22 protein-coding genes are annotated in these 21,943 nt (G+C 66.0%); 10 read left to right on the top strand and 12 right to left on the bottom strand.

Annotated elements, in window-relative coordinates:
• Window positions 1–141: 141 nt before the first annotated feature.
• Both AC1DIP_RS04885 and AC1DIP_RS04880 read right to left on the bottom strand, forming a co-directional pair.
• A complete protein-coding gene (locus AC1DIP_RS04885) occupies window positions 142–1,182 on the bottom strand; it encodes a 2-hydroxy-3-oxopropionate reductase (RefSeq protein ID WP_477733048.1) in 1,041 nt (346 codons plus the stop codon).
• A complete protein-coding gene (locus AC1DIP_RS04880; RefSeq protein WP_477733047.1) occupies window positions 1,071–1,871 on the bottom strand; it encodes a hydroxypyruvate isomerase family protein in 801 nt (266 codons plus the stop codon). Before AC1DIP_RS04880 ends, AC1DIP_RS04885 begins: the two co-directional genes overlap by 112 nt.
• Before the next feature lie 188 nt (window positions 1,872–2,059).
• Between AC1DIP_RS04880 and AC1DIP_RS04875 the strand changes: the two genes are divergently transcribed.
• A complete protein-coding gene (locus AC1DIP_RS04875) occupies window positions 2,060–2,932 on the top strand; it encodes a hypothetical protein (protein ID WP_477733046.1) in 873 nt (290 codons plus the stop codon).
• 115 nt (window positions 2,933–3,047) lie between these two features.
• Here the strand turns inward: AC1DIP_RS04875 and AC1DIP_RS04870 are convergent, their stop codons facing one another.
• Both AC1DIP_RS04870 and AC1DIP_RS04865 read right to left on the bottom strand, forming a co-directional pair.
• The gene (locus AC1DIP_RS04870) at window positions 3,048–4,337 is read right to left on the bottom strand and encodes an MFS transporter (protein WP_477733045.1); all 1,290 of its coding nucleotides are present in this window, start codon (window positions 4,335–4,337) and stop codon (window positions 3,048–3,050) included.
• A gap of 66 nt (window positions 4,338–4,403) precedes the next feature.
• The gene (locus AC1DIP_RS04865; protein WP_477733044.1) at window positions 4,404–5,624 is read right to left on the bottom strand and encodes a M20 metallopeptidase family protein; all 1,221 of its coding nucleotides are present in this window, start codon (window positions 5,622–5,624) and stop codon (window positions 4,404–4,406) included.
• A 128-nt stretch (window positions 5,625–5,752) separates the two neighbouring features.
• On the opposite strand from AC1DIP_RS04865, the gene AC1DIP_RS04860 reads away from it, so the two are divergent.
• Window positions 5,753–6,784 carry an Lrp/AsnC ligand binding domain-containing protein gene (locus AC1DIP_RS04860; RefSeq protein WP_476207472.1) on the top strand — a complete coding sequence of 344 codons (1,032 nt, stop codon included), beginning with the start codon at window positions 5,753–5,755 and terminating at the stop codon, window positions 6,782–6,784.
• 10 nt (window positions 6,785–6,794) lie between these two features.
• Here the strand turns inward: AC1DIP_RS04860 and AC1DIP_RS04855 are convergent, their stop codons facing one another.
• Complete coding sequence (locus AC1DIP_RS04855; RefSeq protein ID WP_477733043.1) at window positions 6,795–7,766, bottom strand: hypothetical protein; 972 nt, start codon at window positions 7,764–7,766, stop codon at window positions 6,795–6,797.
• A 143-nt stretch (window positions 7,767–7,909) separates the two neighbouring features.
• Here AC1DIP_RS04855 and AC1DIP_RS04850 point away from each other — a divergent pair, with 143 nt between their 5' ends.
• The 3 genes from AC1DIP_RS04850 to AC1DIP_RS04840 all read left to right on the top strand — a co-directional run bounded on the left by AC1DIP_RS04850 (window position 7,910) and on the right by AC1DIP_RS04840 (window position 10,131).
• Window positions 7,910–8,209 carry a putative quinol monooxygenase gene (locus tag AC1DIP_RS04850; RefSeq protein WP_477733042.1) on the top strand — a complete coding sequence of 100 codons (300 nt, stop codon included), beginning with the start codon at window positions 7,910–7,912 and terminating at the stop codon, window positions 8,207–8,209.
• A gap of 33 nt (window positions 8,210–8,242) precedes the next feature.
• A complete protein-coding gene (locus AC1DIP_RS04845; RefSeq protein ID WP_477733041.1) occupies window positions 8,243–9,121 on the top strand; it encodes a Rieske (2Fe-2S) protein in 879 nt (292 codons plus the stop codon).
• Between the two features lie 182 nt (window positions 9,122–9,303).
• On the top strand, window positions 9,304–10,131 hold the full coding sequence (locus tag AC1DIP_RS04840) for an MBL fold metallo-hydrolase (RefSeq protein WP_477733040.1): 828 nt from the start codon (window positions 9,304–9,306) through the stop codon (window positions 10,129–10,131).
• 37 nt (window positions 10,132–10,168) lie between these two features.
• On the opposite strand, the gene AC1DIP_RS04835 is transcribed toward AC1DIP_RS04840, so the two are convergent.
• On the bottom strand, window positions 10,169–11,761 hold the full coding sequence (locus AC1DIP_RS04835) for an HNH endonuclease signature motif containing protein (protein WP_477733039.1): 1,593 nt from the start codon (window positions 11,759–11,761) through the stop codon (window positions 10,169–10,171).
• 136 nt (window positions 11,762–11,897) lie between these two features.
• Between AC1DIP_RS04835 and AC1DIP_RS04830 the strand changes: the two genes are divergently transcribed.
• Entirely contained in the window at window positions 11,898–12,773 is an 876-nt protein-coding gene (locus AC1DIP_RS04830; RefSeq protein ID WP_477733038.1) for a hypothetical protein, read from the top strand.
• Between the two features lie 92 nt (window positions 12,774–12,865).
• On the opposite strand, the gene AC1DIP_RS04825 is transcribed toward AC1DIP_RS04830, so the two are convergent.
• Window positions 12,866–14,353, bottom strand: a complete 1,488-nt coding sequence (locus AC1DIP_RS04825; protein WP_477733037.1) for a cation:dicarboxylate symporter family transporter — start codon at window positions 14,351–14,353, stop codon at window positions 12,866–12,868.
• Between the two features lie 195 nt (window positions 14,354–14,548).
• A complete protein-coding gene (locus AC1DIP_RS04820) occupies window positions 14,549–15,805 on the bottom strand; it encodes an SLC13 family permease (protein ID WP_477733036.1) in 1,257 nt (418 codons plus the stop codon).
• A 262-nt stretch (window positions 15,806–16,067) separates the two neighbouring features.
• On the opposite strand from AC1DIP_RS04820, the gene AC1DIP_RS04815 reads away from it, so the two are divergent.
• Together AC1DIP_RS04815 and AC1DIP_RS04810 are read left to right on the top strand one after the other, a co-directional pair.
• On the top strand, window positions 16,068–16,331 hold the full coding sequence (locus AC1DIP_RS04815) for a hypothetical protein (protein ID WP_477733035.1): 264 nt from the start codon (window positions 16,068–16,070) through the stop codon (window positions 16,329–16,331).
• 2 nt (window positions 16,332–16,333) lie between these two features.
• On the top strand, window positions 16,334–17,266 hold the full coding sequence (locus AC1DIP_RS04810; RefSeq protein WP_477733034.1) for a threonine/serine dehydratase: 933 nt from the start codon (window positions 16,334–16,336) through the stop codon (window positions 17,264–17,266).
• A gap of 43 nt (window positions 17,267–17,309) precedes the next feature.
• Here the strand turns inward: AC1DIP_RS04810 and AC1DIP_RS04805 are convergent, their stop codons facing one another.
• Entirely contained in the window at window positions 17,310–17,663 is a 354-nt protein-coding gene (locus AC1DIP_RS04805) for a hypothetical protein (RefSeq protein ID WP_476207454.1), read from the bottom strand.
• Window positions 17,664–17,820: 157 nt separating this feature from the next.
• Here AC1DIP_RS04805 and AC1DIP_RS04800 point away from each other — a divergent pair, with 157 nt between their 5' ends.
• A complete protein-coding gene (locus AC1DIP_RS04800) occupies window positions 17,821–18,735 on the top strand; it encodes an SMP-30/gluconolactonase/LRE family protein (RefSeq protein ID WP_476207453.1) in 915 nt (304 codons plus the stop codon).
• An 84-nt stretch (window positions 18,736–18,819) separates the two neighbouring features.
• Here AC1DIP_RS04800 and AC1DIP_RS04795 read toward each other — a convergent pair whose 3' ends face one another.
• The 3 genes from AC1DIP_RS04795 to hisC form a co-directional block, all read right to left on the bottom strand.
• Window positions 18,820–19,461, bottom strand: coding sequence for an NAD(P)-binding domain-containing protein (locus AC1DIP_RS04795; protein WP_476207451.1), 642 nt, complete (start codon window positions 19,459–19,461; stop codon window positions 18,820–18,822).
• A gap of 84 nt (window positions 19,462–19,545) precedes the next feature.
• Window positions 19,546–20,235: a YitT family protein gene (locus AC1DIP_RS04790; protein WP_476207449.1), complete on the bottom strand. Its 690-nt coding sequence runs from the start codon at window positions 20,233–20,235 to the stop codon at window positions 19,546–19,548.
• Window positions 20,232–21,335 carry a histidinol-phosphate transaminase gene (hisC, locus tag AC1DIP_RS04785; protein ID WP_477733033.1) on the bottom strand — a complete coding sequence of 368 codons (1,104 nt, stop codon included), beginning with the start codon at window positions 21,333–21,335 and terminating at the stop codon, window positions 20,232–20,234. The genes AC1DIP_RS04790 and hisC overlap by 4 nt, the downstream gene beginning before the upstream one ends.
• 83 nt (window positions 21,336–21,418) lie before the next feature.
• On the opposite strand from hisC, the gene AC1DIP_RS04780 reads away from it, so the two are divergent.
• Window positions 21,419–21,898, top strand: coding sequence for an Lrp/AsnC family transcriptional regulator (locus tag AC1DIP_RS04780; protein WP_477733032.1), 480 nt, complete (start codon window positions 21,419–21,421; stop codon window positions 21,896–21,898).
• Window positions 21,899–21,943: the final 45 nt, after the last annotated feature.

Genomic DNA, 21,943 nt, shown 5'->3' with positions numbered 1-21,943 from the left:
TTTGGCCCGGTGGTTGAGCCTGTCGAAACCTGATTTTGGGTGTGCTGAAGGAAGGCCCGGCGGTTCGGGCTTTCGAAGTTTGTTGGTTGAGCTTGTCGAAACCTGGATACCGACAAGCTCAATCACCGTTTAGTGGCCGGCCTATTTCCTGCCGCTGAGCTGCAGGACCTGCTTGAAGAGTCCGGAGTGGTCCAGTGCGCCGTCGCCCTGGTTGACGGTGGCGGCGACGAGCTGGGCGGCGACGGCGCCGAGAGGGATGGCGAGGTTGGCTTCGCGGGCAGCGGCGGTAACGATGCCCAGGTCCTTGTGGTGCAGGGCCAGGCGGAAGCCGGGGTCGAAGTTGCGGTCCAGCATCTTCTGGCCCTTCTGGTCCAGGACCTTGGAGCCGGCCAGGCCGCCGCCGAGGACCTTGAGGGCGGCGTCGGTGTCCACGCCATAGGCCTCCAGGAAAGCGATGGCTTCGCCGAGGACCTCGATGTTGACGGCGACGATGAGCTGGTTGGCAGCCTTGACCGTCTGGCCGGAGCCGGAGGGGCCCACGTGGACGATGGTCTTGCCCACTGCGTTCAGGACGTCCTGGGCATCCTCGAAGTCCTGCTTGTCGCCGCCGACCATGATGGACAGGACAGCGTCGATGGCGCCCTGTTCGCCGCCGGAGACCGGGGCGTCGAGGGGGCGGATGCCGGCTTCGCGGGCCTCGTCGCTCAGGCGCTTGGCGACGTCGGGGCGGATGCTGGAGGCGTCGATCCACAGGGCGCCCTGCTTCGCGTTGGCGAAGACGCCGTCCTTGCCGCTGACAACACCCTCAACGTCGGGGGAGTCCGGCACCATGGTGATGACGACGTCGGCCTCTTTGACAGCGTCAGCGATGCTGGAGGCGCCCTTGCCGCCTTCGGAGACCAGCTTGTCGATCTTGTCCTGGCTGCGGTTGAAGCCGGTGACGGTGTGGCCGGCCTTGACCAGGTTGATGGCCATGGGCAGGCCCATGATTCCGAGTCCGATGACTGCAACGTTGCTCATGATGGTTCTCTTTCTAAAGTCTTGGTGGTGATGCCGGTGCGCGGCGGTGGTCAGCGTGCGGCGCGCTCGCGGATGGCCCAGCTGAAGGCCGTTTCCTGCGGTTCCTTGTATTCGAGGCCGATGTAGCCTTCGTAGCCGAGTTCGCGGCTGCGGGCGATCCATTCGCCCAGCGGCAGGGTGCCGGTGCCGGGGGCTCCGCGGCCGGGGTTGTCCGCGATCTGGATGTGGCCGAAGTCCTTGGCGTGGTTTTCGATAACGGCCTGGACGTCGTCTCCGTTGACTGCCAGGTGGTAGAAATCGGCGAGGAGCTTGATGTTGCCGACGCCGGTTTCCTCCTTGACGCGGGCGATGACCTTGAGGGCGTCGTCGGCGGTGAGGAGGGGGTACTTGGGTGCGCCGCTGACGGGCTCGAGGAGCACGGTGCCGCCGATGGGTGCCACGCCTTCGGCTGCTGCAGCCAGGTTCTTGGCTGCGAGCTCGTCCTGCTCTTCGGCGGTGAATTCGTCCTGCCGGTTGCCGTAAAGGGCGTTGAAGGCCTTGCAGCCCAGGCGGCCGCCGATGCCGGCCACAACGTCAATGTTGTCCTTGAACTCGGAGCAGCGTCCCTTCCAGGACACCAGGCCACGGTCGCCGCCGGGCATGTTGCCCGCGTTGAAGTTCAGGCCCGTGAGCTGGACACCGGCGTCCGTGATGGCGTTCTCGAACCTGGTGATTTCACTGTCCGCCGGGACGGAGGACTCGAAGGGCCACCAGAACTCAACCGCGTCGAAGCCGGCTGCCTTGGCTGCGGCGGGGCGCTCCAGCAGGGGCAGCTCCGTGAGGAGGATGGAGCAGTTCACTGTGTACGTCATCGTAGGTCCTTCCGAGGAGGGGCTTTGATCTATCTTCCCTTGCTTCCGGCCTTGTCACCGTTTCCGCTTTGTGGAATTTAGATTCTGCTTTATGAAAAGTGTAGGGAAAGTGGGCGGGGGTAGTCAAGGGGAGCCGTGGGCAGGAGACTGGTAGCAGGTAAGCCCGCCCACCGTGAAGGAACTGGAGAATGACCGCTGCCCGCCTCCGGCTTCTGGCCTGGCTCATAGCCCTGGCCGCCGTGGTCGCCGGGTGCACCCCGGCAGCGGCACCGGGGCAGGCCCTGCCCGGATCCGCGGCCCCTTCGCCCGGGGCGGGCGCCACGGTGTCCACCACGGCGGCCGGTTCGGCAAGCTCCGCGCCGGATGCGGCCGACGTCGCCCTCGCTCCTCCGCAGGTGCCGGTCCCGGCGGTGGTACCTGAGGCGGGTTCGGCTGCCCCGCCGGCTCCGGCCCCCGCACCGCAGCCGTTCGCCCTCAACCTGTACCGGGAAGGAGACTTCGTCCCGCAGTACACCTTCGACTGGTGCGTTGCAGCGAGCATCCAGATGGCGCACAACCTTATTGACGACACCGGCGGCGGCACCTGGGCCGACCGCACGCAGCAGAATGAGCTGTGGGAGAGGGCCCGCGCCCACTCCTCGGACTCGTTCAACGGTGCCAATCCCTTTGGCTGGGCGCAGGTACTGACGGAAGCGGGGATGGGGCCGTACGCCGTCGTGAGCGTTCCGGGCTATGACGAGGCACTGCGGACCGCGGCCCGTGCCATCACTGAGACGGGCAGGCCGGTGGGCCTGGTGATGTGGAGCGGCCGCCATGCCTGGGTGATGAGCGGCTTTGAATCAATGGGCGATCCCCGGCAGTTCCCCGACTTCCCGGTGACCGGCGTCCACGTCCTCGACCCGCTCTATCCATACGGCAGCGGCCAGTGGGGACCGTCGCCGGCGCCCAATGCGCTGCTCACGCCCGAACAGCTGGCCACGCAGTTCGTGGTCCGCGAACCGCGCCGCTGGAGCAGTGGGCTGGCCGCCGGCTATCTGCTGGTGCTTCCCACCGCCGCGTAGCCAGTCCGACACTCTGCCTGGCTGGCATCCGGCCTGGCCGCCGCGAATCCCTGGAAACGCCAAACATCCCCGGCGCGAAAACCGCGCCGGGGATGTTTATCCGGGAAGCCGGGAGCTAGTGGGTCAGGTCCTTGCCTTTGGTTTCAGGAATCGTGAACACGAACGCTGCGCTGACCACCAGGAGCAGTACTGCGTAGATGTTGAACACCTGTGGTGCCCCGAGCGAGGAGCCCAGCCACTGCTGCAGGTAAGGGGCGGTGCCGCCGAACACGGCCACGCAGATGGAGTAGGGGACGCCGACGCCCACGGTGCGGATGGAGGTGGGGAACAATTCGGCGTACACGGCCGGAACAATGGCGGCGCTCGCGGCCACGAAGATCAGCATCACGGACATGCTCACGGCCAGCTGCCACGCGGAGTCCTTCAGCAGCCAGGTCATGGGGAAGTGCAGCACGGCTGAGCCGATGGCGCCGGCCCAGAGGACCTTCTTGCGGCCGATCCGGTCCGAGAGCTTTCCCCATACCGGCAGGGCTGCGATGAAGACGATGTTGGCGATCACGCCCGCCCACAGCGCCTCGCCGCGGTCGATCTTCAGCGCGGTGGTGGCGTAGCTGGGCGCCACGACGCCCCAGATGTAGTAGATGACCGTCAGGCCCACGGTCAGTCCGATGACCTGCATGGCCTGCTTGCGGTAGCGGACAATCTGCGGCCAGATGGGGGCGCGCTTGGTGGTGACGGCCTCGTCCTGGAACGCCTCGGTCTCGTGCAGGCGCGACCGCATGATCAGCGCGTACAGGCCCATGGCGGCGCCGATCAGGAAGGGGATCCGCCAGCCCCAGGCGTTCATCGCCTCGGTGCTCAGCGACATGTTCAGGACGGCGCCCAGCAGGGTGCCGAACAGGATGCCCACGGTGCCGGACGTGTAGATGAGGGTGGCCCAGAAGCCGCGGTGCTCCTTGGGTGCCATTTCGGACAGGTATGTCTGCGACGACGGCAGCTCGCCGCCGTGCGCCAGGCCCTGCACCAGCCGGGCCACCAGCAGCATCAGCGAGGCGAACGCGCCGACGCTGGCGAACGTGGGGGCTACGCCGATCATCAGGCTGCCGAGGGAGGCGAGGCCGACGGCGAAGGTCATCGAGGTCTTCCGGCCCACCCGGTCACCGATCCAGCCGAAGAGGAAGCCGCCGAAGGGCCGGGCGACAAAGCCGACGGCGAAGATCGCCAGGGTGGACAGTACGGCCGACGCCGGGTCTTCCTTGCTGAACAGCTGGCTGGCGATGAAGGGGGTGAAGGTGGCGTAGATAGCCCAGTCGTACCATTCAACGGCGTTGCCGATGCCGGTGCCGACGACGGTCTTGGCGGTGGACATGCGCCCCGCCCGGGGCTTGCTTACTGCAACGGACATGGTGTTCTTCCTGGTCATTGGTCTATTGGGTGGGGGCAGCGTTGCTGCCGGATAGGGGAGGGGCGCTTACGCGGCCCGTGAGAGCGTGGCGAGCCGTGAGATGGCGAGTTCCGCGTACAGCGCGGCCCCGTCGGCCAGCACGGCGTCGTCGAACGTTGCGTACGGTGAGTGGTTGAAGGGTGAGGCGGAGTGGTCGGCGCCGGGTGCAACGGCGCTGAGACCGACGAAGGTGCCGGGCACCTCGGCCAGTACCCGGGAGAAGTCCTCCGAGCCGCTGAGCGGGGTGGCCCAGCGCGAGAGGCGGCGCTCGCCGAAAAGCTTGGTGATCACTTTCTCTGCGGTGTGGGTTTCGTCTTCGCTGGTGATGGTGAGCGGGTACTCCTGCAGGTAGTCGACGGCGACCTCCACCCCGTGCGCGGCTGCAATCCCCTTGAGCAGGCGGGGCACGGCGTCCATCATCTTCAGCCGGGATGCTTCGGAGAAGGTCCGGATGGTTGCTTCGATGCGGGCCGACTCCGGGATGATGTTCCGCTTGGTCCCGGCGTGCAGCACCCCCACGGACAGGACCACGGGATCGAACATGTTGAACTGGCGGGTGACCATGACCTGCAGGGCCGTCACCATCTCGGCAGCCACGGTGACGGGATCCTTGGCCGAGTGCGGGGCCGAACCGTGGCCGCCGGCGCCGAGTACCGTGACTTCCAGCCCGTCCGAGGCGCTGAGCATGACGCCGGGCTTGGTGCAAAAGGTGCCGTGCGGCTCCAGTGAGGAGAATACGTGCATGCCGTAGGCGGCCTGGACGCGGGGGCCGGCGGCGTCCAGCACGCCTTCCCGGATCATGTAGCTGGCACCGTCGCACCCTTCCTCGCCCGGCTGGAACATGAGGACGACGTCGCCCTGGAGCTGGTTCCGCTTCTCCGCCAGGAGCGTCGCGGCTCCGGCAAGCATGGTGGTGTGCAGGTCGTGGCCGCAGGCGTGCATGGCGCCGTCAGCCTGGGAAGTGAAGTCGACGCCGGTCTTCTCCTGGACGGGCAGGCCATCCATGTCGGCGCGGAGCAGCACGGCCGGCGGCTGTGCGCCGGCACTTGGACTGCCGCCACGCAGGACCGCGGTGACCGACGTCGTCTCTTTGCCCAGGGTGACCTCGAAGGGGAGCCCATCCAAGGCCTTGAGGACCTTCTCCTGGGTCCGCGGGAGGTGGAGGCCGATTTCCGGCTGCCGGTGCAGGTCGTGGCGCAGGCGGACCAGGTCATCCTGCAGGTCCTTGGCGTCGGCGGTTATGGTCACGTGTTACTCCTTGGCAATGGGCTTCAGGGCTTGGGGACTATTCTGAAGTGGCGTGGTTCACATTTCCGTGAAGCGCAGGAATTATTCTCGGGCTGCCGATATCGGGCAGGATTCATGCAGGGAAAAGGATGGTTTGGGTGGAGCTCAGTGAAGACGACCTTGCGCTGATCCAGGTGCTGCAGGCATCCCCGAGGCTCGGCTGGGCTGACGCTGCCAAGGTGCTGGACGTGCATGCCACCACCCTTGCGGCCCGCTGGGACCGCCTGACGTCGCAGGGGGCGGCATGGGTGACGGCCCACCTGGCGGGTGACCCGAAGCAGATGCTCCTGGCCTACGTCGCCGTTGACTGCGAGATGAACCGGCGGGACAGTGTCACGGCGCAGCTTGCTGCGGTTCCAGAGATCGTCACGGTGGAGGAGGCGGCGAGCAACCGGGACCTGATGCTGACGGTCATTACCCGCTCACTGGAGGAGTTCAGCGAGCGGGTGGTTTCACACCTGAAGACCATTGATGGGTTGACCAAGTACCAGGTGGCCCTGTGCACCCGGCTGCACAGCAGCGGGGACGACTGGCGGCTGAATGTCCTCAACCGTTCCCAGCTGGCCACCCTTCGCACGCTCGGACCACCTGCAAGCGTTGAGCCTGCGCACACTGCCGGGCAGCTTCCGCAGAGCCACCTTGACCTGCTGCCGTTCCTGGCCCGGGACGGCCGTGCCACAGCTGCCCAGATTGCCCGTGCCCTTGGCCGCCATCCCGCCACCGTCCAGCGGCAGCTGAACCGGGTCCTGGCCAGCGGCATCCTCTCGTTCCGCTGCGAAATCGCGCAGCGGTACTCGTCGTTTCCGGTGACCTGCCAGTGGTTCGTGAACGTCCCTGCCGGCCAGCACGAGGCAGCTGCCGCCGAGATCCGCACCATCAGCAATGTGCGGCTGAGCGCCTCCACTACCGGCCCCACCAACTTCGTGATCATCATGTGGCTGCACACGCTGGCAGACGTCATGTCCGCTGAGCTGGCGCTGCAGCAGAAGGTGCCCGGCCTGGAGATTGTCGAAAGTGCGGTCATGCTCCGGACGGTCAAGCGGGTGGGCTGGATGCTGAAGGAAGATACGACGGCGAGTGGCGCCGTCGTTCATGGTGGGAGCCTGGGCGCGGCGGAGTGAGCGTGGCGGACTACAGCCCGCCGCCGCCGTGCAGTGCTGGTTCGGGACGCCTGTTTTTCCGCTCCAGAAGGGCCAGGGAAAGTGCTCCGACCAGCCCAACGCCCAGGGCCAGCAGCACGATGGGTCCCGCGCCGCCCGCAGGACCCAGGGTGGCGGCGAGGATATCGCGCGACAGCATGGCCATCTCGGAGAAGTTGCCGAGGTATGCGCGGGTGCCCAGAACGTAATTGACGCTGGTGAACAGGGCGGGAACCAGCCACAGCAGTGCGAGGTCTGCCGCCCACACCCACAGGCGGGCGGGAGGTTTGAAGCCGCACCAGGATAATGCGGCGCCCACAAGCACGGCAGGAAGCCAGTGCCACACGATTGTCAGGAAAATCGGCACCCCGCCCGGGCCGCCCAGGAACGCGGCGGCGGCAGCTGCCAGCCATGAAGAGAACGGCGCCGCCATCAGCCCAACGCCCAGGGCCGCGACGGGACGGGATGGCGAGGCGAACAACAGGAGGGCCACCACGCCGGCTGCTATCGCCGCGATGGTCCCGCCGAGCAGGCCGGCGATGTAGATGGAAGACCTAGGCTCAGGGTCCAGGCCGCTGCTGAGCGCTGCGAACGACTGGACGGCGGCCCCTCCGTGGACCAGGAGCACACCGCCCACTGCACATGCGGCGGCGGATCCGCGGCGGCCAGGCTTCAACGCGCGCAGGGCGAGCCCTGTGGCGGATGCTCCCACGGTGAGCAGGGCAACGAGGGTGGTGCTGCGGTACTGGCCAAGCGGCAGGAGGGCAAATGGCATATCGCGGGGCTGTGTTTCCTCTCCCCAGAGGTTCTGCACAGGAAGTTGGGCCCCTGTGATCAGCCAGGGTGCCAGCCCCAGGAGTCCTCCCAGGATTCCCAGCAGGGCAGCAGTGGCCGCCTCCGCAGCGGGTGTCCGGCCGGTCCGGCGGTCACCCGCGCCGGCCACGCCAAGTCCGGTGTTTTCCATGGAGCGCCCTTTGATTGCAGGTAGGCCACCGAACGGAAGGCAGGCCAAAGCAATAATACAACGTATGGATTAAACGTTCGCGGCTGTGTGCTGGAGCAGGCGAGCCCTCCCCACCGCCCGGTTCCCTGCTGCAGACTGTCTGTATGACCTTCGCGAATGTGGGAATGCTTGGAACGAAGCCCGGCCAGCGGGATGCCTTGGTGGCCATCCTGCTCCGGCCGAAACCGGGGATGAAGGAAGCCGGGTGCCTGCTCTATGAGGTGGGCGTCAACGCCGATATGCCTGACACCGTGTTCGTCTCCGAGCTGTGGGAGTCCGCTGAGGCGCACCAGGCGTCGCTGCAGTTGGACAGTACGCGGGCGGCGATCGCCGAGGCGATGCCACTCCTGTCCGGGCAGTCATCGGGCCACCGGTTCACTGTGTTGGGGTCGCCGTTGCGGTGAGTGGATTGCAGTAATTGGGGTAAGGGAGGACACATGAAACCGTTGCCCGCACTTGAGCTTGTCACCCGCTTCGAGGATGCCGAGTGGCTCGATCCACTGGCCAAGAGCGTCCGGAAAATCGTGCTGAAGGTCATCAAGCCCCGATGGGCCCGTGATGTCCTCCATGGCGTCCCCATTGGACACCCGGTTCACCCCCTTGCCGTGCAGGTGCCCATCGGCGCCTGGGTCTCCGCCGGCATACTCGATGCGGTACCCGGGGGCGAGAAGGCCGCCAGGCTGCTCATCGGGGTGGGCACCGCCACCGTAATTCCGTCCGCGCTGGCCGGGTTCACCGACTGGTCCCAGCTGCACCCGCAGCAGCAGCGGGTGGGGTTGGTGCACGCCGCGGCAAACGTCACAGCCACCGGCCTCTATGTGGCATCCCTCGTGCGGCGGGCAACCGGCGGAGAAGGCAGCGGCAAGGTGCTCGCGTACCTCGGGCTCGCAACGGTGGGCGCCGGTGGTTTCCTGGGCGGCCACCTCTCCTACCGCCAGGCGGCCGGCGTAAACCACAGCGAAGAAATTCCGCACCGATTCCCGTCCGGCTGGCACCCCTTGGCGCCCCTGGCGGAGCTGCCCGAGGGTGGCCTGCACAAGCGCGATGTTGCCGGTATCCCGCTGCTGGTCCACCGCGAGGGCGGGACGGTCAACGTATTGTCCGACGTCTGCAGCCACCTGTCCGGACCGCTTCACGAGGGCAAGATCAAGGACGACGGCGGGGACCCGTGCGTCGTTTGCCCATGGCACCGGAGCGCATTCTCGCTGCGCACCGGCGAGGTCAAGTCCGGCCCGGCAACTTCCCGGCAGCCGCTCTTCGAAACCCGCGTAACGGGGGACCTGGTCGAAGTACGCCTGCCCGGGGCTGACGGCTAGGGAGGCCGTTCGGCCCTACCGTCGAAGGCGGCCCGGCGTAAAACTGGGTGTATGGCGAGGCCCAATCGAGTGGAATGGTCCGGCCATGCCCCGCCGTGGCACAAGGCAGCAATTGCTCGAGCCTTCGTGCCTCCCGCGTGCCTTCTTCATTACAGTCTTCGGAGCGGTGTGATGTCACGGTGATGCGGGTTTCGGAACCGCAGGAGATCGCATCCGGTGTGGTGCTGATGACCACTGGCGCAGGCCCGCTCGCATCAAACGTCTACCTGGTCCGGTCCGGCCCTTCGTGGGCGATGATCGACTGCGGGTGGGCCGCCAGTGCTGAACCGCTGCGGGCGGCAGTGGAGAAAATACTCGGTCCTGGCGAAGTTCCTGCAGCCATCTTCCTGACGCACCTGCATCCTGACCATTCCGGGGCTGCAGGGACACTTGCCCGGACATGGAAGATTCCGGCCTACGTCCACCATGCCGAACTGCCGATGGCAGCCGGCCGCTACGTTCCCGGATATTCGATGCCGCTGGACCGGTGGTTGGTTGCCCCGTTCGTATGGTCCCTGCCTGCCCGCGTCCGCCGGCGGATCGAGGCCACAGGTGACATTACCGACGTCGTGCATGGCCTTCCCCGAAGCGGCGAGGTGCCCGGCCTGCCCGATTGGTCCGCCGTACCCACGCCGGGGCACACCCCTGGACACGTGGCCTACTGGCGTTCCAAGGACGGCGTCCTGATGACCGGTGACGCGGTGGCCACCGTGGATTTGAACTCGGCTCGCGGTCTGCTGCTCCGGGCATCACGTGTTTCCGGGCCGCCCTGGTACACCACCTGGAGCCGCAATGCGGCGATGGACTCCGTGTCACGGCTGGCAGAACTCGGGCCCCGGCTGCTGGCCCCCGGCCATGGGCAGCCCATCGCCATGGGGGTGGTACCCCGGCTCCGGGCCGTAGCCGCCAAGGAACGGGCGCAGCGGATCTCACGCCGACGGCGGATCGCAGGAGCGCCCGAAGCGGCCTAGCAACTGGCCTTAGGGTGCGGTTCACACTTGCGGAGGTTCACACTTGCGAAGACAGGGCGAATGGCGTGGCCAGGAGTTCGGCCCAGAGTGGATCGTCGGGGGAGAGATCGCTGCGGTCTATGGAGGCGTCGTCGTCGGGTTCCCACTGCGGGAGGTTTTCGAGGCTGGCCTCCAGGCATGGGCAGAGGGAAGCCACGTCCCGTTGAAGCCACGGCGGCTGGATTCCCGGTGGCCAGTGGGTTGGTTCAGGGTCGGATCGTTCTGCGTTGTAGTGGCGCCCCGTGGGTGAGGTCCAGCCGGGTGGTTGATTCCTTGTGGCTGGGTCGGGTGTCCATTGGCTGTGGTGTTTGAGTCGATGGTGTTTGGGGCAGAGCTGTGCGAGGTTGCTGGTTCCGGTGGTGCCGCCGTGTTGCCAGGCGGTGAGGTGGTCGGTTTCGTTGTCGGGGGTTTTGTTGGTGCAGCCGGGGAAGGTGCATGTGGCGTCCCGCAGGCGGATCCAGTGTTTGATCGCCCCGGTGAGCCGGTAGTTCTTCCGACCGATCTCCAACGGTGCCCCGTCCCGAGGGTCGACCAACACCCGATACAACGAGTCAGCCCCGTCCGCGACCAACCTCCGCGCCATCGATGCCGGGACCGGCCCGAAACCATCCAGCACTGCTGGTTCGTCGGTAAGGCCCAGGAGCGCGAACACCGGCACGGTGACCAGCACATCGGCCCGCGGGGCAGGGACCTTCAAGATCCCTGTGAAGCCCTGGGTTCCCGGGGCGGTGCCGGCGGAACCCTCACCCGCCACCTGCACGGCGCCGAGGAGGAGGCTGGCGGCGATGTCGGGGCGGAGCTGGGTGAGGGTGCGGGGTTCGTCGGGCCCCTGCAGTCCGCGGGCGGTCGCGGTGGTCCGGTTCCAGATCGCACACGCAGTATCGCCGGGGAGGTAGAGGGAGACCCAGGCCATGCCGTCCCGGTCTGGCGTGTATTCCATCCGCCGGTCAGCCACCCCCTTTGCATGGCGCTTCTCGATCGATGCCGGATGATGGCGTTCCCGCCAACCCCGGACCTTCGCCCGGAACCGGGACGGAACGAGCTCACCCGGAGCGGCACCTCGGGCCGGGTGGGGCGCAGTCGGGTCGAAGAAATGCGCCACTAGCTTCAGCGCGCCCTCAGCCGTGAGGCCTTCAGTCTCGTCGGAAACGATGCGGGCGTGCTGCCACGACACTTCACCGGCGCCCAGGGCCTCGAATACCAGCGGCAGGGAACAGATCCGCCGGGACTGCTCCACCAACGCCCCCGCTGCGGCGGAGCTGATGGTCAGGACACCGGCAATCTCCTCCACCACCGACATCTGCGCATAGCTGCGGTCCTGCACCGAGGCGTCCGGCGGCGTCATGGCTTCCTGGAACCCAACGGCGTCGGCAGCGTCCTGCGTTTTCACCGCGGCGAGCTGCGCCTCCAGCCGCGCCGCAACCTCCAACCGCTCCAGCCGGATCTCATACCGCCGCTGCAACACATCCACACCGGCACCAATAAGAGCTCCGGAAGCCAGGGAAGCGTCCTCGCACTCCAGCGCGCCCAGGGCAGCAACCGAGGCCCGAACACCCTCCAAGACCACCCCAACACCACTGCCGATTCCCATACCGACATCATCCATCGACCCACCGATATTTAACGCGGGTTCCCAATTCCCTCCCGGTGCCGTTATTTCACACTTCCAAGGGGAACCTCTACAGTGAAAGTACTAAGCATGCTGTCTATTTGGGAGGGTGAACCTGATGCGGAAAGTATCTGCGCTTGGAGTTGTGGCTGCGGCGATGCTGGCGTTGGCCGGCTGCTCGGGAGGGGGCGGTGGAACTGCCAGTCCTTCCAGTTCGTCGACGGCGTCTGCTTCCGCCAGCCAGACTGCCGAGGCCAAAGTGTATTCGGAGGACGAGCTCCGCAACCTTATCTCGGGCATGAGGGACGACGACGGCAATGAGCTCAAGCTGTACTCCAAGGACCAGGTTGCCCAGGGCGGCAACATCGCCAACCTGCTGATGAGTACCGCAACCATCGATCCCAAGGACTGCAAGGACATCGCCACTGCCGGCCTGCTGGACAAAGTGGAGAACGGTGATGTTGCCGTCGCGCTTTCCGAAGGCGACCAGCCGCGCAGCCTCTCCGCCCAGTCCGGAAGCGGCGGTCCCGACGCAGTAAAGACCCTCAGTGACATCAGCGGCAAGATGGACCAGTGCGCCAAATTCTCGGTCTCAGCGCTCGGGCAGAAATATGACGTTTCCAGCAAGGAGCTCAAGGCTGACACTGATGCGGACAAGACCTTCGCAACCGTCAGTACCCGGAGCGGCGACAACCAGCAGAAGCTGATGCAGGTATCCGCCGCGAAGGGACGCCTGCTGGTGGTGGCCACCAAGAGTGGAACCGACCTGGGCGACACCGACCAGAAGGAACTCGAGGGCCTCATCAACGACGTGCTGAAGAAGGCCGAGGGTGGCAGCGCAACGTCAAGCCCGTCCTCTACCAGCTCATCCGGCTCAATGGGCACGTCCTCGCCCAGCAGCTCGGCTTCGTCCACTGCCTCGTCCACCTCTTCGGCGACGATGTCCGCGGGCGGCGGCGCCTCGTCGTCGGCCTCTCCCACGTCCTCGCGGTAGCGGCAACCAAGACCCCGCACAAAAGAAGGTGCAGGCCGGGACCCAAGGGTCCCGGCCTGCACCTGTTCGAATGCCTGTTTGCCTGGGGCTATCTACTTGGGCTTGCTGCCTGCCGTCATCCCTGCGCCGGAGGCCGCGGGAAGCTCGGTGACAACTTCCCGGGTGGGTGCACCCCGGAACCTGGGCGATGGGTCCTGGCCCTCAGTCAGGCGTTGCAGTTCCTGGCCCGCGAAATCCTCCTCCTTGCCGAGGAGGATGGCGGAGTCGTGGTTGGTGATCTCACCTTTGAAGGCGCGGAGCATGACGCTGCGGTCGAACTGGCCTTCCCATTTGGAGACGATGAACGTGGCAACGCAGTTGCCCAGCAGGTTCACCACCACGCGCATGGAGTCCATGAGCCGGTCGGCGCCGAGGAGGAGGGCGACGCCGGCAACCGGGAAGATGCCGAGTGCTGCGGCCGTTGCCGAGAGGGCGAGGAAGGAAGAGCCGGGAACCCCTGCCATGCCTTTCGACGTGAGGAGCAGGACGCCCAGCGCGGCAAGCTGCTGGCCAAGGTCGAGGTGGTGGCCGAAGGCCTGGGCCAGGAACAGCAGCGAAATGGACAGGTAGATCGCGGCGCCGTCGAGGTTGAAGGAATATCCGGTGGGGACCACCAGTCCGGTTGTGGCGCGGGAGCAGCCGGCGTTGGTCAGCTTGGTCATGATCCTGGGCATCACTGCTTCGGTGGATGCCGTGCCCAGGGCGAGCAGGAATTCCTCGCGGGTGTACTTCAGGAACTGCCATAGCGGTACCCGGGCAAAGCCCCACGCCACGACGAACAGCAGGCCGATGAAGACCAGCGCGGCTCCGTAGCACGCCGCAATGAGGACCGCGTAGGTGCTCAGGGTATCGAGCCCGTACTGGCCGATGATGAAGGCCATGGCCCCGAAGGCGCCCAACGGGGCGACTTTCATGATCCATGCCATGATCTTGAAGATCAGTTCAAGGACTGTCTCCATCAGGTTGATGACGGGCATGCACCGGTCGCGGCCGATCACCACTATTGCGGCGCCGAAGAACACCGAAAAGAACAGCACCTGCAGGAGGCTGTTGCTGGCAAAAGCTCCAATAACGCTGGCCGGGATGATGTCGAGGATGAAGGAGGCGGCATCCTTTGGAGCGCCGGTTCCGGTTTTTGCGTCCAGGTCTGCCTGGGAAAGGGTGGCCGGATCGATGTGCAGGCCCGCTCCGGGCTGGACGATGTTTCCGACGATCAGTCCGAAGACCAGGGCGAACAGCGTTGCTGCCGTGAAGTAGAGCAGGGCCTTGACCCCAACCCTTCCGACTGCCTTGACGTCGCCAACGGCCGAAATTCCGGTAACGATCACCAGGAAGATCAGCGGCGCGATGATCATCTTGATGAGTTTGATGAAGCCATCTCCGAGCGGCCTCAGTTGGGATCCAAGGTCCGGCCAGAAATGCCCGATGAGGACACCTGCCACGACGGCGATCAGAATCTGGAAGAAGAGCGACTTATACAGCGGCTTCTTCTTCGCGGGCACCGAACTCGCCTTCAGTGCCTCAGGGTTTGGGATCTTCATTGACCTTTGCCTATCAATTGGGAACGACCCGTTTGCGGGGTTAAGCCCAAAGTAATCCTCATCACACTAATTCCGTAAGAGGAAATTAGATTTCCACATAGCGGAAGGCCTGTTTTCGCTTTGTGACTGACGGAGCCTTGCGGGCCGTTCCGGAAACCCGCACCATGCGGACGGGGTGCGGGCTGGAACCAGGCCCTACATGATCCCGGTGGGGATCAGCAGCGCCCATGCCAGGGCGGGAGCCACCAACACCACGCCGCCTGCGTAGAACAAGAGCTGGCGGTAGACCCGCTGTCGGTCGTCGTCCCGCGCGTTGGCCACCACCAGCGCACCATCGGTGGAGAAGGGGGAGACGTCGACGACGGTGGCGGCGATGGCCAGCGCGGCCACGGTTCCGGAGGCGCTGAGCGAACTCGTGGCCAGGAGGGGGCCGGCCAGCGGGATGAACGCGGTGAGTAATGCGGTAGAGGACGCGAAGGCCGAGCCCACGCCGATCACGTAGCAAAGGACCAGTGCGATCAGCAGCGGGGCACCCAGGGCCAGGGCCTGCTCGGCCAGGGTGTCGATGACCCCCACATGTTCCAGCAGGGAGACATAGGTGATCATGCCTGCCACCAACAGGACGGTGGACCAGGAGATACCGCCGATGAACGTCTTGTGTTCCTGGATGTTGATGAACGCCAGCAGCAGTCCCGCGGAGAGGGCCACGAAGCCGATGGGCAAGTGGAAGCCAAGGGTGGCCACCAGCATCATGGCAATCAGGACCAGGGTTATGATCTGCTGGCTGTGGGGGCGTCCAACGGACGAGGTGTCGATGTCCACATGCTGCCCGGAGGCGCCGTCACGCAGTTTGCCGAACACGGCGAACAGGACGATGGTGAGCACCGAGAGGACCAGGTTCAGTGCGAAGCTGGCAGTGAAGAGGGGGCCCTGGGAGATGGGAAAGCCGTTCTTCAGCGAGATGTCATGCACCAGGACGCCGGCCACGGACAGCGGTGAAAAGCCGCCGGCGTGGGCCCCGTTGATAATGAACGCGCCCATCATGACGGGGTGGATGCGCGATTCGTAGGCAAATCCGATGGCCGCGGGAGCCAGCAGGGCGATGGCGGCGGGTGAGAAGGTGCCAAGGGAAGTCAGGGCGGCGGCAATCAGGAAGAACACCCACGGCAGCAGCATGGTCTTTCCGCGAACCATGCGGACGCAGCCCTTGACGATGATGCCGATGGTGCCGTTCCGCTGCGCCATGCTGAAGAAGTAGGTGACCCCGATGATGGTCAGGACAATGCTGGCGGGAAATTCGGCCAGGATCTCTTTGTCCGACAAGCCCAGCAGGAAATAGCCGACGCCAAACGAGGCCACCAGCCCCATCACCCCAATGTTCAATGGCCACCTGGTGGCCACGACGAACATCACCACGAGGATCACCAGGGGGATGATCTGGATATAAGTCATGTCAGGCTCCCGGGTCATGGCGGCTGCCCGGGTGGGCGCGCCCGGATAAGGGGCACGCACTCCCGGGATGGCCGCGCCGGCCGCCGTCCACAGCAGGATACGACGCCGGGAGGCAGCACGCCGGGCGCACCTTCAGCGAATCCCGCGGTGGCGCGCCCTTGAACCTCGCGCGGAACGGCCCGGGAGGTGACCAGACCGTAGGCTGGAGGACGGGCGGATTTTCCCCGGCCCAACAGGAAGTTCCCAGGTGAAAGGCAGGACCATGACCGTTTCCAGCGACGATCCCCAGAACACCGCAAACCTCCGGGGCCCGGGCGACCCGGATGAAGCCAAGGGCGAAGCCACCAGGGCTCCCCAGTCCGGCCAGCACCCGGAACAGCCGGGGGCATCCAACATCCGTGAGGAACAGCAGGCCCACGCGCCCGGAACCGTGCCGGCGTCGTACGTCGGCGGCGAAGAAACCGCCCGGGACCACAAACCGGAAGCGGCGCTGGAGGAACCGGGCACCTGGGACGACGAAGTCTGAGCATGGTCACCCGTGCCGATATAGACCAGGCGGAGCGGCGGACGGCCGGCCTTCTCCGCAGGACGCCCGTCATGGCGGCGGACCCGGGCGTGGCCGAGGGCCAGCTCTGGCTCAAGTGTGAGTTCATGCAGCACACGGGCACGTTCAAGGCCCGCGGCGCCTTCAACCGGATTCTGGCCAGCAAGGAGCGCGGGGAACTGGGGGCAGACGTGGGCATCGTGGTTGCCTCCGGCGGGAATGCCGGACTTGCCAATGCCTATGCAGCGAAGCAGCTCGGCGTACAGGCTACCGTCTTCGTTCCGGAAGCCGCGCCGGCCGTCAAGGTAGCCAAGCTGAAGGCGATCGGCGCCACCGTGGTCCAGGGCGGCGCGGAATACGCTGCCGCCTACCAGGCCGCCGTGGCCCATGCAGAGGAAACCGGCGCGGTCTACTGCCACGCCTACGACCAGCCCGAAATCGTTGCCGGTGCCGGAACCGTGGGCTCTGAACTGCTGAACCAGGTGCCGGATGTGGACACCATCCTGGTGGCAGTGGGAGGTGGCGGGCTGATGGCCGGGGTAGCCGCCGCCGTCGAAGGTTCCGCCAAAGTGGTGGCTGTGGAACCGGAGGCCGCGCCCACGCTGCACGCTGCCCTGGCTGCCGGGAAGCCGGTGGACGTCCCGGTATCGGGTGTCGCGGCTGACTCCCTGGGCGCCAGGCGGGCCGGCGGGATTGCCTTCTCAGTGGCGGTCCGCTGTGGCGTCGAAAGTGTCCTGGTCACGGGCCCGGACATCGTCGCAGCCCGCTCCGCGTTGTGGAACGACTACCGCATTGTGGTGGAACACGGCGCCGCAGCCGCTTACGCTGCCTTGATCACGGGAGCCTACGTGCCGGCCCGCGATGAACGCGTGGCGGTTATCCTCTGCGGCGCAAACACGGACCCGGCAACGCTCTAGTCGGGCCCGGGCGTCCAACGGGGCGCCCGGGCCGGTCAGCAGGCTACTGGGCGCCGCCCTGGCCGCAGAACTTGCTGTAGGTGGTGCCGGCTTCCTGGTAGCCCGACTGGAGGTCCGCCAGCTTGTCCTTGTCCGGGTTCTCCTTGGCCTGTTCATCCGTGTACGCCAGGATCTGCGCCAGTGCGGGCTTGAGGTCGTCCGAGGCAACTGCGTGGATGGGGCGGATCTGGTTGGCGAGGTTGTTCATGCCCGTCTTGCCGGCGTTGTTGGCGGGGTTCGACACAACGGCCTGGATCCGCTCGCAGGTCTCAGCGGTGGTCAGTTGGTGTGTGGCGGTGCAGGCCGTAGCGGAAGCAATGAGGCCGGCGGCAAACAGGGCTGTGGCGAATTTCTTCATGGGTCCCTCGGTAGTGGTCAGAGGGTTCGATTGTAAGCAGATTGGGTAGCCCGGTGCCTTCGCATGCTCAATACACGCGCCTAAAATGGCAGTACCAATCGTGCGGAGCTTCCGCAGATGGGGCCCCGCGCGCATCATTCCAGACTAAGGAACCAGCATGCGCCAAACACTGCGCCGCCATGCGGCTGCGGGCCTTGTCGCCCTGTTTTCGCTGTTTCTCCCCACAGCCCTTCCGGCGTCAGCAGCGCCGCCCGCAGGGGAAATAGTGCTCGACGGCGCCACCTCCGCCGAAGGCATCGCCGCAGGGGAGGGCACGACTTTCTACGCCGGCGAGTTCACCACCGGCGACATCTTCCGCGGTGACCTCCGTAAGGGCACCGCCACCCGTTTCATCCACGCTCCCGAGGGGCGGGCCGCCGTGGGCCTGAAGGCTGATACCTGCCACGACCTGCTGTTTGTGGCCGGTGGCGGCACCGGCAAGGCATTCGTCTACAACACCCGGACCGGAAAGCCCGTGGCCGATTTTGACCTGGCAACGGGATTCATCAACGACGTCACGCTGACCGGCGAGGGCGCCTGGTTCACCAACTCTGCCGCGGCCGAACTCTACTTCCTGCCGGTGGGGGAGCATGGGGAGCTCGGCAAGGTGAAGACCCTGAAACTGAGCGGGCCGGCAGCGGACCTTCAACCCGGGTTCAACCTCAACGGCATTGCATCCACTGAGGATGGCCGCACCCTCATTGTGGCGCACACCAACAACGGGGCTTTGTATACGGTCAATCCGAAAAACGGCAGGAGCGCCGTCATCAAGGGAGCCGATGTTCCGTTCGTGGACGGCATCCTGGTGCAGGGCGATAACGTCTGGGCCGTCCAGAACCAACTGAACCAGATCAAGCGGCTGGATCTTTCCAGCGATCTGTCCTCCGCCGCCGGGAGGAACACGATCAAGGCCGGGGCGTTCGATATTCCTACGACTGTTGCCAAGTTCGACGACACCCTGGCCGCTGTGAACGCCCAGTTCAACCGGCCGCCCAGCCCGTTCGAAGTGGTGCTGGTTCCTGCGTGGAACTAGGCCGGAAGCAGCACAGGGACAAGGAACTGGCCGGCAGCCCGAACAGCCGGCCAGTTCCTTATCGATGAACGACGGAAGGGCGGGTCAGATGGTCCGCGGGGCCTTGGCCAGGTTGTCCTTCAGCTCGGCGGCGGTCTGCCGGGCCACGTAGGCCGGGCGGTCACGCTCCACGCGCCAGCTCTCGGAGAGCGGGCCCACATTGACGGTGTCGAATCCGAATTCGTCGTAGAGGCGCGTCACCAGTTCGGCCGCGTCGGGGTAGTCGCTCGCGGTGGCCAGGGCACGCCGGCCAGCGCTGCCGGCGGGTGATCCGTCAGTGGTGATGTCCTTGGCCATGATGTGGTTGAAGCCCTTGGCCACCTTCGACTGTGGGAGGTGCTCCTGCAGCATCCCGGACGTGGTGGCTTCGCCGTTGTCCAGGGCCGGGATCCTGCCGTCCCGCTCCCAGTAGTAGTTGTTCGTATCGATCACGATCTTCCCGGCCAGCGGTTCCACCGGGACGTCCTTATAGTTCTTCAGCGGCACCGTGACCACGGCGAAGTCGCCTGCCGCTGCCGCTTCAGCCGGCGTTGCCGCCTTGGCTTTGGGGCCGAGCTCCGCCACAAGGTCCTGGAGGGTCTCCGGCCCGCGGGAGTTGCTGATGACTACGTCGTAGCCCTGCTCCACGGCCTTCCGTGCAACCTGGCTTCCAATATGTCCTGCACCGATGATTCCGATTGTTGTCATAGTGGCGCCAACACCGGTCCCAGGGCAGATATTTCAGCCGGCTTCCGGGAATAAATGGGCTGGCCGGTGCCTGCTTTCCAGTGCCTAATTGCCCGTATAGCGCCCGGGCCGGTGGTTGAGGGCAAGGACGAGGTTCAGCAGGGTGGCGCCGGCAGCGGACAGCAGCACCATCAAGGGTGGAACGAGGGCAAGCGAAGCCAGGACGATGGCCACATCCAGGACCATCTGAACGTATCCTGCACGCCAGTTCAGCTTGTCCTGCAGGAGCAGTGCCAGGATGTTGAAGCCGCCCAGGCTTGACTGGTGCCGGAAGAGGATCAGGAGGCCGACGCCGGCCAGCAGGTTTCCGCCCAGCACCCCGTACACCGGGTCGAGGTGCAAGGACCCGAAGGCGGCGGGGTGCACGCTGGCCATCAGGGAGACCAGAGTGATCGCGGCGCCCGTCCGGAGCGCGAAGTTCCAGCCCTTCTTCCAGACGGCCAGCGCGAAGAACGGCAAGTTCACGGCGAAGAAGATCACACCAAACGGAAGTGCAACCGAGTAGCTGACCAACAGCGCCAGGCCCGCGGTTCCGCCCGTGACGGCCCCGCTCGACTTGAGCAGGAACAGCCCCAGTGACGCCGCGAAGGTGCCGGTAAGGAAGCCCAGGACGTCCTCAACCACCGAATGGCGGACGGCCGACGGCGGCGCGGAACCTCCCGCCGTCGGCTTTTCCGGGTGCGTGGCCGGGGCCGCGGTGGTTGCGTCAGCACGTGTTTCCGTGGACGTGCTCACTGGGCCGCAAACTTTCCGCGGTCCGCCAGGACGGCAAGCACACGGTCATTGGTTTGCTGGTCCGCCAATGTGATGCGGACGCCGTCGGCAGCGTAGCCGCGGGCCAGGATGTCTGCCTCGGCCAAGGCGTCGAGAAGTTGCCCGCGCAGCCCGTCCGACGCCCGCAGCCAGTAGAAGTTCGCCTGGCTGTCCGGGACGTCCCAGCCGTAGCCGCGAAGGGCCCCGACCATGCGGGTCCGTTCCTGGGCCACCGCCTCGGTCCGCTCAAGGACCTCGTCCTCCGCAGCGAGCGAGGCGACCACGGCGGCCTGTGCCATCCTGTTGACGCCAAACGGAACGGCCGTGCGCCGAAGGCCCTCGGCGATTTCCGGCCGGGCAATGGCGTAGCCGATCCGCAGCCCCGCCAGCCCGTATGCCTTGGAGAAGGTCCGCAGAATGCAGAGGTTGGGGTAGCGGCGGTAGAAGTCCATGGAGTCGATGCCGTGGCCGCGCTGGAACTCGATGTAGGCCTCGTCGAGGACCACCAGCACACGCGGCGGAACGGACTGGAGGAACGCCTCCAGTTCCTCCGGGCTGATGGACACTCCGGTGGGGTTGTTCGGCGAGCACAGGATCACCAGCCGGGTCCGCTCAGTAATAGCGTCAGCCATGGCCGCGAGGTCGTGGTGCTCGTCCGACAGCAGCGGGACGGGGACCGAAACCGCGCCGGCCACCGCCACCAGGATGGGATAGGCCTCGAACGAACGCCAGGCAAAGACCACTTCGTCACCGTGCCCGCAGACGGCTGAGATGATCTGCTGCAGCACCCCCGAGCTTCCCGGTCCGGCCGCGACCTCATCAGCATTGACGCCGAAGTGCCCGGCGATGGCCTCCCGTGCCTCCACTGCCCCCATGCTCGGGTACCGGTGGATCCTGGCGGCCTCCGCGGCAATTGCGTCGACGACGGATGGCAGGGGAGTGAAGTGGCTTTCGTTCGAGGCCAGGGCGGCGGTCAGGGCCGACTGGGCGCTCTTGCCTGCCACGTAGGCGGGCAGCTGGGCGATAGCGGCGCGGACCGCCGGCGCCGCGGCTTCGGGGAGGGTGCTGGTCATGGACAGCATGATCAGCGATTTCGGGACGTCTGCGCAACAGGGCAGAATCACACAGGACAGATCCGGGGGTTGAAGGTCAGTTGGATGGCAAAATGCTCAGTATGCACCTTATAGATGCCCTGGACGCAGAGATCCTCCTCACACTCGACCGGGACCCGCAGGCTACCGTACTGTCCCTCTCCCGGACGCTGGGCGTGGCCCGCAACACCGTCCACGCCAGGCTCCGCCGCCTTGCGAACGACGGCAGCCTGGCACCCTTCAGCCAGCGGGTACGGACCGAGGCCCTTGGCCTGCCGCTCATCGCCTTCATCTCGATTTCCATCAGCCAGTCCTCCAGCGACCTTGCCGTGGCGGCGCTGCAGACCATTCCCGAGATCATCGAAATGCATGCCACCACCGGCGACGCGGACCTGATGGCCAAAGTGGCCGCGCGGGACCCGGCCGACCTGCACCGCATCACCAACGCGATGCTCGCGATCGATGGCGTGGTGCGTACCAGCACCGCAATGTCCCTGGTGGAAGTGATGCCTACCCGCACCGTGCCGCTGCTCCAGGCGGCAGCCCACAAGTAGCAACCCCGCCGCAGACGCGGAAGCGCCGCCCGCCTTGGGAGGAAG

The sequence above is a fragment of the Pseudarthrobacter sp. 05T312 genome (genome assembly GCF_056396685.1).
Note: the sequence above shows the minus strand (reverse complement) of the source record. Positions and strands in the feature narration are given on the sequence as shown.

Excerpts from the sequence above, each read along its gene's own strand:
- AC1DIP_RS04795 (WP_476207451.1), bottom strand. The coding sequence starts at position 19,461 with ATGACAACAATCGGAATCATCGGTGCAGGACATATTGGAAGCCAGGTT.
- AC1DIP_RS04780 (WP_477733032.1), top strand. The coding sequence starts at position 21,419 with ATGCTCAGTATGCACCTTATAGATGCCCTGGACGCAGAGATCCTCCTC.
- AC1DIP_RS04855 (WP_477733043.1), bottom strand. The coding sequence starts at position 7,766 with ATGGAAAACACCGGACTTGGCGTGGCCGGCGCGGGTGACCGCCGGACC.
- AC1DIP_RS04870 (WP_477733045.1), bottom strand. The coding sequence starts at position 4,337 with ATGTCCGTTGCAGTAAGCAAGCCCCGGGCGGGGCGCATGTCCACCGCC.
- AC1DIP_RS04805 (WP_476207454.1), bottom strand. The coding sequence starts at position 17,663 with ATGAAGAAATTCGCCACAGCCCTGTTTGCCGCCGGCCTCATTGCTTCC.
- AC1DIP_RS04810 (WP_477733034.1), top strand. The coding sequence starts at position 16,334 with ATGGTCACCCGTGCCGATATAGACCAGGCGGAGCGGCGGACGGCCGGC.
- AC1DIP_RS04830 (WP_477733038.1), top strand. The coding sequence starts at position 11,898 with ATGCGGAAAGTATCTGCGCTTGGAGTTGTGGCTGCGGCGATGCTGGCG.
- AC1DIP_RS04845 (WP_477733041.1), top strand. The coding sequence starts at position 8,243 with ATGAAACCGTTGCCCGCACTTGAGCTTGTCACCCGCTTCGAGGATGCC.
- AC1DIP_RS04835 (WP_477733039.1), bottom strand. The coding sequence starts at position 11,761 with ATGGGAATCGGCAGTGGTGTTGGGGTGGTCTTGGAGGGTGTTCGGGCC.
- AC1DIP_RS04820 (WP_477733036.1), bottom strand. The coding sequence starts at position 15,805 with ATGACTTATATCCAGATCATCCCCCTGGTGATCCTCGTGGTGATGTTC.
- AC1DIP_RS04840 (WP_477733040.1), top strand. The coding sequence starts at position 9,304 with ATGCGGGTTTCGGAACCGCAGGAGATCGCATCCGGTGTGGTGCTGATG.
- AC1DIP_RS04815 (WP_477733035.1), top strand. The coding sequence starts at position 16,068 with ATGACCGTTTCCAGCGACGATCCCCAGAACACCGCAAACCTCCGGGGC.
- AC1DIP_RS04800 (WP_476207453.1), top strand. The coding sequence starts at position 17,821 with ATGCGCCAAACACTGCGCCGCCATGCGGCTGCGGGCCTTGTCGCCCTG.
- AC1DIP_RS04875 (WP_477733046.1), top strand. The coding sequence starts at position 2,060 with ATGACCGCTGCCCGCCTCCGGCTTCTGGCCTGGCTCATAGCCCTGGCC.
- AC1DIP_RS04880 (WP_477733047.1), bottom strand. The coding sequence starts at position 1,871 with ATGACGTACACAGTGAACTGCTCCATCCTCCTCACGGAGCTGCCCCTG.
- AC1DIP_RS04825 (WP_477733037.1), bottom strand. The coding sequence starts at position 14,353 with ATGAAGATCCCAAACCCTGAGGCACTGAAGGCGAGTTCGGTGCCCGCG.
- AC1DIP_RS04860 (WP_476207472.1), top strand. The coding sequence starts at position 5,753 with ATGGTTTGGGTGGAGCTCAGTGAAGACGACCTTGCGCTGATCCAGGTG.
- hisC (WP_477733033.1), bottom strand. The coding sequence starts at position 21,335 with ATGCTGTCCATGACCAGCACCCTCCCCGAAGCCGCGGCGCCGGCGGTC.
- AC1DIP_RS04850 (WP_477733042.1), top strand. The coding sequence starts at position 7,910 with ATGACCTTCGCGAATGTGGGAATGCTTGGAACGAAGCCCGGCCAGCGG.
- AC1DIP_RS04885 (WP_477733048.1), bottom strand. The coding sequence starts at position 1,182 with ATGGATCGCCCGCAGCCGCGAACTCGGCTACGAAGGCTACATCGGCCT.